The following is an 11267-nucleotide window of genomic DNA, read 5'->3' on the forward strand; positions in this document are numbered from 1 at the left end:
AATATTATTGATTGTTATTTTATCTAAAGTTGATTTAAAATGATATAATTTTACAATGAAAAGATTAGCCATCATAGGACCAACAGCATCTGGAAAAACTGATTTAGCCATAAAAATTGCTAAAAAAATGGATTCTTATATACTCTCTATTGATTCTCTTAGCATCTATAAAGAGATAAATATCGTTTCTGCTAAACCTTCAAAACAAGAGATGCGTGGCATTAAGCATTTTGGTATTGATGTCTTAAAGCCTAATGAGCATTTCAGCGTTGATACTCTCATAAATATCTATCAAGAAGTGAAAAAATTATGTGAATTTAATAATAAAAATCTTATTATTGTAGGTGGCACATCTTTTTATTTAAAATCACTTTTAAGTGGACTTTCTACTCTCCCAATTATAGATGAAGAGATTAAAAATAGAGTTAAATTTAAGTTAAAAAATCTAAAAAAATCTTATGATTACTTAGTAAAAACTGACCCTTTATATATGTCAAATATAAATTCTTCCGATGCTTACAGAATTGAAAAGGCTATGCTTATCGTCGAAGCATCTGGCGTATGTGCAAGTGAATGGTTTAAACTAAATCCTCCAAAACCAATTATCAAAGATTTAGATATTTACAATATTGAAGTGCAAAGAGATGTTTTAAGAGAACGAATATCAAAAAGAACTATACAGATGATTCGTCTTGGTCTGATAGATGAAGTTTGTCTTTTAGAAAAAAAATACACAAGATTTCCAAATTCAATGGGAGCTATTGGTATTGTAGAAGTTTTAGAATATGTAGATGGTAGTGCTTCAAAAGAAGAGATGATTCAAAATATTTCTACCCATACTGCGCAACTAGCAAAAAGGCAGGATACTTTTAATCGTACTCAATTTAAAAACACAACTTCTGCAAACTTAGATGAGCTAAGAAAATTACTAACATGAAGTTATTTTTAATCATATTGCTAAGCATAAGTCTATATGCTCAAAATTCTCTTTATTTTTTCCCAAAAGATTCAAAAAAAGCTAAAAATGATATTGAAAAACTTATAAAAGATTCAAAGCGTAGTATTGATATAGCTATGTATAATTTTGGAAATAAAAAACTTGTAAAATTGTTACTTAAAGCAAAAAAACGAGGTGTTGAAGTAAAAGTTTTTTATGATAAAAAAGATGTGAATTTTAAAAGTATAGATGCCAATACATTAGATAAAAAACTTCACACTAAGATAGCAATTTTTGATAAAAGAACAGTTGTTTTTGGAAGTCCAAACTGGACTAAAAAAAGTTTTAAAAATAATTATGAAGTTTTATATATTACAGATGACAAAAAGCTAGTCTCAAAATTCAACAATTTTTTCAAATCTCTAAACTAATCTGATTTAGCACCTTGTGCTAGTTTTGCCCAAGCAGAAGTTGGATCAGCATCTATAGCTTCTTGATAAGCAGTTTGTGCCTCTTCACCTCTCCATAGTTTTTCATATACACTTCCTAAAAGATACTTTTGTCTTGCTCTATCATTTTTACTTAATTTCACAGTGTTTAGTGATTTTATGACCTCTAGTGCTTTGTTAAAGTCCTCTTTATTTATGTATGTTTGATATATAGTAAACTCTACAAATGGACTTTGAGAGTAAGAATCAGATGCTTTTTGAATACTCATAACTTCTTGTCCATATTGTAAAACTAAATTATCATCTTTACTTTGACTACCAACACTCATGACTGCTATGTATCGCTCTATATCTTTGTAACTTTTGCCATATACTTTTTGAACTCTAACTATGGCATCTATCATTTTTTCACTTTTTTCAAGTCGCTGGTATGTATCAAAAACTACTCTATATATATCTTTATATATTGAATTTTTATCATCTTTTATTAAAACTAATAACTCTTTAGATGCTTTTACAACTTCACTGTAATTTCCTGTTGCAAAATCAACTTTAATATGTCTATAAAGCCATTTTTTTCTTATATCTATATCTTTAGAATTTAGATTTTTACTTGTTACTTTTTTAGCAAGTAAAAAATCCGCACCTTTCATAGCACACTCATAGATGCCATCATCCCATTTATCAGATAGTGATATAGAGTACTCTGAGGATATCGTTAAAACTCTTTTACATTTTCTTTTTTGTAAAGCTTGTTCCATTGCACCCAACGCCGCTTCGTTAACTATTTTTTGTGTATCAGGGTATGAGGCAGTATCTAAATTTAACAAGGTATCTTTAAATTCTAATACATCATCAAACATAGTGTTAGCTGACATAAGTTTTGCTTTTTCATAAACAGCGCGATTTCCTATGCTATCATCAGCATAAGTAGCTATTAACTCATTATAATCATCTATTTTTGTACTTAAGTTAGCATCATTATCATCAAAGAACAAAGAGTCTTTAGCAACTTGAACTTCACTATCATATAAACCATCAGGGTACTTTGTAAAGTATTTGTTTAAAGCTAGTAAAGCTTCTTGTTTTTGAGAAGTTTTTGCAAACCAAATACCTACATTTTTTAGTAAACTTTCATGCATATCATCATCAGAATTTATATTATTTACTAGTGCTTGAGCAATAGATGCCGCACTAAAATACTCCTCAGCATCTACAAATAAATCTATCATATCTAATGATTTTTTATATTTAGAAGCAAATAAATCTGGTTTTGCTTTGATTATTTTTGCTACATATTTATTTGCTTCTTTTTTGTGTTCATTTCTTATATTATACAAAGCAAGTTCATAAGCAGCATTTGCCGCAATTTCTATGCTACTAGTATCATGTAAAGCTTTTTTGTAAAATGATACAGCTTTAATAAGTAAACCATCCTCTTTGAGCATATCACCCTTATAAATATATCCCCATTTTGCGAAGGAAGAATCTTTATGTTCGCTAAATAGTCTATCAAAAAAATAATCTGCTTGTGAATTTAAACCATTTAAGGCATAAGATCTCGCAGATAGTGCTAAAACTTCTGCTACATTCTCATAAGAGGAGTATTCTCTTAAATAAATTTTTGAAGAAGCTATAACATTATCATCATTTTTAAGTTTTGCATTTACTCTGATTTTATAATACAAAAGTTCTGCATTAAAAAGTGAAGAAGGAAATTCAAGCATTACATTTTCTATAAGATTTAAACATTTATCATACTGTTTATCATTATAATAACGCTTTATCTTTAAGTAGTCACTAACATCACCTACATTTTTAATATGAACAGGATTACCTTTCATATCTAAACTTCCTACATACGGGAATGTATCTTTTTTAAGAAAAAATGGAAAATTTATTGCCATTTGAGATGGTTCATCTTTATGCATAAATGGAATTTTTTTATTGTATCCTATTATCATCCAGTGATTTGCTAATTTTGCATTAGCTTTATACACATCATCATTTTTACTTAAATTGAAAACAACAGGAAAAAGTTTCATTTTTTTGTATGGAGTTATAATTATAAAGAAAGTTCTTTTCTTTATTTGCGTTTGAATATTAAAAAAATCATTTTGAAGTGGTTTAAATTTTTTACTTGGAGATTTTGAAAAAGCACAAACAATTTTTGAGACTTCATCAAAATCATTTTTAATCTCTTGGCACAAGAACTTATTTTTATCTTTTATATGAAGTGTTGAATAGTTTTGAAAATCACTTTTTGCCCCTTGAAGGCTTATATCAAGGGCAAAAAGTAGTGATGAGGATAAATTTATAAATAAGTAAAAAGAAAACATTAGTCTTGACAAATCATTTTCCTTTTCCTCATAAATTTATAAAGTATTAATACCCACTTTTATATACAAGTGCAGTAACAAACTCTAATACTGGATTTACAATAATAAAAGCAAATATAGTTCCCACTACTGCAAAACCAATGATAGCTTTTAAAGGAAGAGTTGCATTTGAAACAAATACACTTCCATCTTTATTTATAACAGGGTCTTTCATAAACATAAATACTATAAGTTTTAAGTAGTAATACCCTGCAATTGCAGAGTTTAGTGCCATTATAAGTGCTAAAACTGTATAACCACCTGTAACTGCTGAACTTATCATATAAATCTTACCCCAAAATAATGCAAATGGTGGTAACCCTGCTAAAGAAAGCATAAATAGACCCATAATAATGGCTGCCATTGGTGATGTTTGTATCATCCCTGCAAACTTATTAAAACTGTGGTCTGAACTTTGATGAACAGGAAGATGTTTTTGGCGAGAAATCCATAACATACTAAAAGCACCAAGGTTAGTAAAACTAAATAAAATCCAGTATAAAAACAAAGCACTATTTGATTGTGTTGTTCCTATTAAGATAGCTGCCATTACAAAACCTGCATGTGAGATTGAACTATATGCCAACATTCTTTTAACATCTGTTTGAACCAATGCCCAAATATTTGCAAAAGTCATAGTAATAACTATGATGATATATAGTATTATTTCTAACCAAACTACCCCACTATGGATTAAAAATTCAAAAATTCTCATCGTAACTACAAAAACTGCAATTTTAGGAACAATTGATATAAATCCAGCCATTGCTGCACTCGCCCCTTCATAAACATCAGGCGCCCAAGTATGAAATGGGACAAGAGATAGTTTAAAGCCTAAAGCTGCCAATAAAAATACGGTTCCTACAAGAACAAAACCTATATCAACATAACCATTAGCTGCTAAAACAGCAGAAATTTGATTTATCTCGATTGAGCCTGTTAAAGCATAAAATACCATTGAACCAAAACTAAAAAAACCTGCAGATAATGCACCCATCGTAAAATACTTAACTGCTGCTTCAAATGATTTGTCACGATTATGCATAGCTATTAAAGTATAAAGAGCTAAAGATGCTGTTTCAAGACCTACAAAAATTAAGATTAAATTATCTGTTGCAACCATAAATTGAAAGCCACTAAGCATAAATAAGAAAAGTGCAAAAAATTCTGGATAAGAGAATTCGTGAAATCTTTTATGTGTTAATGCTAATGGAATAAATAACAAAGATGCCCCGACAATTATTAACTGAGAAATGATTGCTAATCCATCTATGAGCATAACATCAAAAACACCCATAACAGTCCCATCAGTAGCAAAAATTCCTGCTGATTCTAAAATAGCTCCCATATCTATTAAAAGGAAAAGAAGACTTATCATTACAAATAAAGTCTTATCAAGTCCACCTTTAATAATATCAATGACTAAAATTAATAAGGCACCAATAATTGGGATAAGCATTGGTGCAAGAGTCATTAAGTTTAACGACTCTAGTGAAATATTTACTGGCGCTAACATTAGTGTACCTCCTTCGTAGAAGTTCTCGTAATTTGTATCTCTGATACAATATTAGGTATTCTCTTTTTAGCTTCATCTGTTATAGCTTTATCGTGCATAAGCTGAACGATAGACTCTACTGAGTTACTAATAGGTCCTAAAACTGGTTTAGGGTAAATCCCTAACCAAATAGTAATGATAACAAGAGGAATTAAAGCAATTAACTCTCTTTTATTTACATCAGGTAAGTTTTTATTTTTTTCATTTTTAACTTCTCCAAAAAATATCTTTTTATAAGCTGCTAACATATAAATAGCTCCAACAATAATAGCAATTCCTGCTAGAAGAGTTAAGATATGTGATTGTTGATAAAAACCTAAAAGACTTAAAAATTCACCTACAAAGTTAATCGTTAAAGGAAGTCCAACTGAAGCCATTAACATAATACCAAAGATAGTTGCATACCTAGGCATAACATGAGCTAAACCACCAAAATCTCTCATCATCTTAGTATGTCTTCTATCATAAATCACACCAACAAGCAAGAAGAGTGCACCTGATACAATACCGTGACCAATCATCAAAAAGATTGAACCAGATATACCTTCAACATTCAGTGCAAAAGTACCAAGAATAATAACCCCCATGTGTGAAACAGAAGAATAAGCTACAACTTGTTTAATATCTTCTTGTGCATAAGCAACCATAGCAGTATAAACAATCATAATGATTGCAAGTATAGCGATTGGGAACATAAAGAACACAGATGCATCTGGGAACAATGGCAATGAAAAACGGATAAATGCGTATGTACCCATTTTAAGTAAAATCGCTGCTAGAATTACCGAACCAATAGTTGGAGCCTGACCATGAGCGTATGGTAACCACGTATGAAATGGAAACATAGGCACTTTGATAGCAAAACCAAAGAAAAAGGCAACAAAAAGCCAAAGTTGAAATGTTTCTGGCAAGACAAGTCTATACCAATCAAGTATTGCAAAACTCCAGACACCTGTTACTTGATTGTAAAAATACGCCATAAACAACATACCCACTAACATAACTAAAGAACCTGTAAATGTGTATAGGAAAAATTTAACTGAAGCATAAATTCTTCTTGGTCCACCCCATGCACCAATAATATATAACATTGGAACAAGAGAAAGTTCCCAAAATAGATAAAACACTATTGCATCTAGAGCTAAAAACACTCCTACCATAGTCATCTGTAAAAACAGAAGCGTAATAATAAGGTACTTTACATTTTTTGTATCACTAAGAGATGCGATACCTATAAATGTAAAAAATGCTGCTAACACTACAATAAATAAAGAAATTCCATCTACACCTAAGATATAGTTGATTCCAAAAGCAGGAACTAAAGGAAATTGTTCCATAAATTGCATACCTGATGCATTTGGATCAAAATTAAACCAAAGTAACAAAGAAAGAGCAAACTCTATAAAAGCAACTGCTGTACCGTATGCACGCATACTATCTTTTGCAACTGCAAATCCAAATATACCTGCTACTGCTGGAAAGAAAATTAAAATTGATAAAATATTATCTAACATCTACTAAACTCCTAAACCTGATAACAGTAACTTAATGTCATCAGAGTGACTTGCTGCAAATGCAAAAGCTACAGCTAGTGATAATAAAATAACAAGACCTGCTACCATCCATTTAAGCATTGTGGAAAGATTACCACTCTGCATATTCCTCGTTCCTTCACCTGCTGAATAAAATGTATTTGCGATGCCATCAACGGATGCATCAACAATTTTTTGATCAACTTCTTTCCAAAGAACTGTTGATAATTCTCTATATGGTTTAACAATGTATTCTTCATATATATATGGTATGAAGTATTGATTTCTAAGTAGCGTGTAAACAAATGTTTGCTCTAATGCTGATGTACCATCTGGAACTTTTATGTTGTTATGTGCATATTTTTTATATGCAAAAAGAATCGCAGCAGCTACGAAGAGTTGTGTTCCGATAGTCATTATCCAATATGTCAAAGCACTATGAACATGGTACTCAGTTGCAGGAAGAACTGCTGTAACCATTTCAAAATAAGTCATCTTAAATGAACCTGCAATTATTGCAAGCAGTAAAAGTGGACTCATACCAACTAACATAAACTTATATGCTTCATGAGGATGAATACCAAAGAGTTTATATCTCTCTTCACCATGAAAAATTAGTGCGATTAATCTAAATGAGTAGAATGCTGTTAGACCTGCTGTAAATAATAATACAGAATATATAATGTAATGCTGATCAACAAAAGCAACTTCAAGAATTAAATCTTTTGAAAAGAACCCAGCAAATGGAAAGATTCCAGCCAATGCGATAGACGCAAGAGTCATCATTATAAATGTACCTCTCATTGTCTTTTTAAGCCCACCCATTTTAAATGGGTCTAGTTCATTATCCATCGCATGCATAACATTACCAGCACCAAGAAAAAGAAGTGCTTTAAAAAATGCGTGAGCCATCAAGTGAAATAATGCAACCCAGTAAGCACCAAGCCCTGCTGCTGCAAACATATAACCTAACTGTGATAGTGTCGAGTAAGCAATGATTTTTTTCATATCACGATTTACAAGAGCCATAGATGCTGCAAATATGGCGACAAAAGCACCAAGAGAAGCTATGAAAATTCCAACATGCGGAATTAAATCATAAAGTGGACTAGCACGAACTACTAAGTAAACACCTGCAGTAACCATAGTCGCAGCATGAATTAGAGCAGAAACAGGGGTAGGACCTTCCATCGCGTCTGCTAACCAAGTATGTAGTGGAAATTGTGCTGATTTACCCATAGCACCGATAAATAAGAAAATACCCATCCAAGTAAGTGTTTCATCGTCAAGTGTAGGCATCGCAGCAAAAGCCTCTGCATATTGAAGTGTTCCTGTATTCCAGTAAACTAAAAAGATACCAATTAGCATTCCAAGGTCAGCTATACGGTTCATAATGAAAGCTTCATTTGCCGCCCAAGTAGCACTCTCTTTGTGATACCAAAAACCAATAAGTCCCCATGAACAAAGACCAACACCTTCCCAACCTATGAAAAGACCTGCAAAGTTATCACTCATAACAAGAATTAGCATTGAGAAAACAAATGCTGATAACCAAGCAAAAAATCTGTTAAACGCTTTATCGTGATCCATGTAACCTATTGCGTAAACATGTACAACAGTTGAAACTAAACTAACAACCATCATCATTGTAACACTTACTTGATCAACTACAAAACCAAAAGGAATATATAAATTTCCTGTTTCCATCCAAGTCATCAACTCAACATGAACACTCTGACCAGTTGTAAGCACATGAACTAAAAGTACTGTACTGCTTAAAAAAGATACTCCAAGCAAAGCACTTGGAATAATTCCAGTTACTGTAGTTTTAGGTGAGGCAGCAAAAAGTGCCGCAAATAAAGAACCTACTAATGGTGAAAATAGTGCGATATATAAAAATATTTCCATTTATCTACCCTCTCATCGTTGACATTGACTCTAGGTCAATATTGTTATGTCGTTTATGCCAAACAATTAATAGACCAAGTCCTACAGCGACTTCACTAGCAGCAATTGCAATCACAAAAAATGCAAACATTTGTCCAGTTAAGTCACCATAAAAATGTGAAATCGCAGCAAAAGCAATATTTACAGAGTTTAGTAATATCTCTGATGCGAAAAACAACATTAAAAGGTTCTTTCTTCTCATTACACCTATTAAACCAATAGAAAATAAAATTGTAGAAAGTACAAGATAGTGATTTAGTCCTATTTCCATCATAAAAGTACCTTTTTATTTTTTTCTTTTTTTAAGTCTTTTATTTCAGCATCGCTCATTAGAGTCAAAGAAAGATCCATTTTCTTACCAGCTAAAACAATACCTGATATCATTGCAACAAGTAACATTACAGCAGCAACTTCAAAAGGAACAAGATACTTTGTAAAAAGTACTAAACCTATCTCTTGCGTATTACCAGCACCTTCAACCATTGGATAAAGAGCCTTAATATTATCGCCCACTATAGGAGCAGCAAAAATTAAAACCACTAAAATTGCGGCTAAAGTAGATAAGCCTGTAATTAAGTATTTATTTCCTTGTTTCTCTTTTAACTCTCTCGTAGTATCAAAAAACATCATCCCAAATGCATAAAGAGCCATAACAGCACCTGAATAAACAACAATCTGCACCGCACCTAAAAAATCAGCACCTAATATAAAGAAAAATGCTGATATAAAAATCATTCCTGCTGCTAATGCTGTTAAAGCATATAGTGCCTGTGATGTTGTTACCGTAATGTAAAACATCGTTATAGTTAAAAAAGCAAACAAATAAAAAGCAATCGCTTCAAACATACCCAAACTCCTTAATAAGCTAGAGGTGTTTTTTTAACACGCTCATCTTCATGTGGTGTAATTGCACCAAAACCTTCAAACTCTTGTTGAGTACCCGCTGTCATTACATCAAGTGGTGTTAGCATATCTGCAAAATCCACATAATGTTCTCTTTGATCACTTGCATTTTCGTATCTACCACCATGAGTAATAGCTAACTCTGGACAAACTTCTGCACAATATCCACAAAAGATACAACGCCCTAAGTTTATAGTGTAGTCAGTCACTTCTTTACGAGAGTTTTTATCTATCTTTGTATCTATTTTAATACAGTTTGATATACAAATTTTTTCACAAAGTCCACAACCAATACATCTTTCAGCATCTGACTCCCATAATCTTTTCATTTCATGGATAGCTCTATATCTTGGACCGATTGGCATCTGTTCTTGGGGGTAACTAATTGTATGTTTTTTAAACCATATTAGCTCTCTCATAACAACACCAAGACCAACAAAAAGTTCAAGTCTAAAACTTCTTTTTATAACTCGCTTAAATTTTTCCCAAGGTTCTGTTGGGTAATCCTCAATATCTACCATAAAGTATTCGTTAGAAATTTCTCTATTGTTAAATTGTTCGTTTTTCATCATTACCCCTTACATCAATACTATTGCAGTTACTAAAATGTTTAGTACCGCTATTGGCATTAATACTTTCCAGCATAACCACATTAATTGGTCTGGTCTTACATCTGGCCATGCAGCTCTTGTCCATAAAAAGAAAAAGAAGAAAAATGACATTTTTCCAAGTAATCCTAATGCACCAAACAAGCTACCATCTCCATATCCACCTAAAAATAATAAAGGTATTACAAAAGATATAAAGAACATATTTGCATACTCACCGATAAAAAATAGTCCCCATCTCATTCCAGAATACTCAGTACCAAAACCATCGATAATTTCATGGTCATTAGCAATAAGGTGGAATGGTGTACGACCAGTCTCAGCAAAAGCAGCTATCCAAAACAATATAAAAGCAACAGGTTGTGTCCAAATAATCCAATCTGTAATTCCACCTGCTTGATACTCATTAAAATCAATAAGTGAAAGTGAACCAACAAGCATAATTGGTGCAAGAATTGAAAGACCTGTAACTACCTCATAAGAGATAAATACAGCCGCACCACGAGCAGCAGAAAGTAATGCAAACTTATTCGCAGAAGCCATACCACCAAGAAGTGGACCGTAAAGACCAACTCCCATAATTCCTAAAATATATAATATACCAATATTTATATCTGCAACTATTGGATGTACTTCGTAACCAAAAATTGTAAATGATGGTAAAAATGGGATTGCAGCAGCTGCCATAAATGCAGTAGCAGCTGTAATAACTGGTGCTATCTTAAAGATAGGCGCTACTACATTTGTCGGGATAATATCCTCTTTTGTAAAAAGTTTTACCCCATCTGCTGCAACTTGAAGAAGTCCATAAGGACCAACATTCATTGGTCCAAGACGCCGTTGCATAAATGCAAGAATCTTACGCTCAAAGTAAGTTCCTATACCTGCAAGTGCAGAAAAGACAAGTAAAACTACAACGATTTTTATAACCGTTTCAATTAAATATGCTGTTTCCATA

Annotated in this window: 10 protein-coding genes; 2 read left to right on the forward strand and 8 right to left on the reverse strand. The window is 32.1% G+C overall.

All coding sequences use genetic code 11. The annotated features are described in order from the left end of the window. Nucleotides 1-55 precede the first annotated feature (55 nt). Both miaA and MOV42_RS11810 read left to right on the forward strand, forming a co-directional pair. Nucleotides 56-937 carry a tRNA (adenosine(37)-N6)-dimethylallyltransferase MiaA gene (gene miaA, locus MOV42_RS11805; RefSeq protein ID WP_324171377.1) on the forward strand — a complete coding sequence of 294 codons (882 nt, stop codon included), beginning with the start codon at nucleotides 56-58 and terminating at the stop codon, nucleotides 935-937. After that, nucleotides 934-1368 carry a phospholipase D-like domain-containing protein gene (locus MOV42_RS11810; protein ID WP_324171378.1) on the forward strand — a complete coding sequence of 145 codons (435 nt, stop codon included), beginning with the start codon at nucleotides 934-936 and terminating at the stop codon, nucleotides 1366-1368. The genes miaA and MOV42_RS11810 overlap by 4 nt, the downstream gene beginning before the upstream one ends. Here the strand turns inward: MOV42_RS11810 and MOV42_RS11815 are convergent. From MOV42_RS11815 to nuoH, 8 genes are read right to left on the reverse strand one after another with little or no spacing between them, the layout of a single operon-like run. Then, a complete protein-coding gene (locus MOV42_RS11815; protein ID WP_324171379.1) occupies nucleotides 1365-3737 on the reverse strand; it encodes a DUF7494 domain-containing protein in 2373 nt (790 codons plus the stop codon). The two genes, MOV42_RS11810 and MOV42_RS11815, sit on opposite strands and share 4 nt — an antisense overlap. A 34-nt stretch (nucleotides 3738-3771) precedes the next feature. After that, nucleotides 3772-5280, reverse strand: coding sequence for an NADH-quinone oxidoreductase subunit NuoN (gene nuoN / locus MOV42_RS11820; RefSeq protein WP_324171380.1), 1509 nt, complete (start codon nucleotides 5278-5280; stop codon nucleotides 3772-3774). Then, nucleotides 5280-6833, reverse strand: coding sequence for an NADH-quinone oxidoreductase subunit M (locus MOV42_RS11825; RefSeq protein ID WP_324171381.1), 1554 nt, complete (start codon nucleotides 6831-6833; stop codon nucleotides 5280-5282). The genes nuoN and MOV42_RS11825 overlap by 1 nt, the downstream gene beginning before the upstream one ends. A gap of 3 nt (nucleotides 6834-6836) precedes the next feature. Next, nucleotides 6837-8759, reverse strand: coding sequence for an NADH-quinone oxidoreductase subunit L (nuoL, locus tag MOV42_RS11830; protein ID WP_324171382.1), 1923 nt, complete (start codon nucleotides 8757-8759; stop codon nucleotides 6837-6839). Between the two features lie 4 nt (nucleotides 8760-8763). Beyond that, on the reverse strand, nucleotides 8764-9072 hold the full coding sequence (gene nuoK / locus MOV42_RS11835) for an NADH-quinone oxidoreductase subunit NuoK (RefSeq protein WP_324171383.1): 309 nt from the start codon (nucleotides 9070-9072) through the stop codon (nucleotides 8764-8766). Next, the gene (locus tag MOV42_RS11840) at nucleotides 9069-9644 is read right to left on the reverse strand and encodes an NADH-quinone oxidoreductase subunit J (protein WP_324171384.1); all 576 of its coding nucleotides are present in this window, start codon (nucleotides 9642-9644) and stop codon (nucleotides 9069-9071) included. The genes nuoK and MOV42_RS11840 overlap by 4 nt, the downstream gene beginning before the upstream one ends. A gap of 11 nt (nucleotides 9645-9655) precedes the next feature. Beyond that, nucleotides 9656-10270: an NADH-quinone oxidoreductase subunit NuoI gene (gene nuoI, locus MOV42_RS11845; RefSeq protein WP_324171385.1), complete on the reverse strand. Its 615-nt coding sequence runs from the start codon at nucleotides 10268-10270 to the stop codon at nucleotides 9656-9658. A gap of 9 nt (nucleotides 10271-10279) precedes the next feature. Continuing rightward, entirely contained in the window at nucleotides 10280-11266 is a 987-nt protein-coding gene (nuoH, locus tag MOV42_RS11850) for an NADH-quinone oxidoreductase subunit NuoH (RefSeq protein WP_324171386.1), read from the reverse strand. Nucleotide 11267: the final 1 nt, after the last annotated feature.

Source organism: Sulfurimonas sp., from assembly GCF_029027405.1.
In the GTDB taxonomy this organism is placed as follows: Bacteria; Campylobacterota; Campylobacteria; order Campylobacterales; family Sulfurimonadaceae; genus Sulfurimonas.

Excerpts from the sequence above, each read along its gene's own strand:
- MOV42_RS11825 (WP_324171381.1), bottom strand. The coding sequence starts at position 6,833 with ATGTTAGATAATATTTTATCAATTTTAATTTTCTTTCCAGCAGTAGCA.
- miaA (WP_324171377.1), top strand. The coding sequence starts at position 56 with ATGAAAAGATTAGCCATCATAGGACCAACAGCATCTGGAAAAACTGAT.
- MOV42_RS11840 (WP_324171384.1), bottom strand. The coding sequence starts at position 9,644 with ATGTTTGAAGCGATTGCTTTTTATTTGTTTGCTTTTTTAACTATAACG.
- nuoN (WP_324171380.1), bottom strand. The coding sequence starts at position 5,280 with ATGTTAGCGCCAGTAAATATTTCACTAGAGTCGTTAAACTTAATGACT.
- nuoL (WP_324171382.1), bottom strand. The coding sequence starts at position 8,759 with ATGGAAATATTTTTATATATCGCACTATTTTCACCATTAGTAGGTTCT.
- MOV42_RS11810 (WP_324171378.1), top strand. The coding sequence starts at position 934 with ATGAAGTTATTTTTAATCATATTGCTAAGCATAAGTCTATATGCTCAA.
- nuoI (WP_324171385.1), bottom strand. The coding sequence starts at position 10,270 with ATGAAAAACGAACAATTTAACAATAGAGAAATTTCTAACGAATACTTT.
- nuoK (WP_324171383.1), bottom strand. The coding sequence starts at position 9,072 with ATGATGGAAATAGGACTAAATCACTATCTTGTACTTTCTACAATTTTA.
- nuoH (WP_324171386.1), bottom strand. The coding sequence starts at position 11,266 with ATGGAAACAGCATATTTAATTGAAACGGTTATAAAAATCGTTGTAGTT.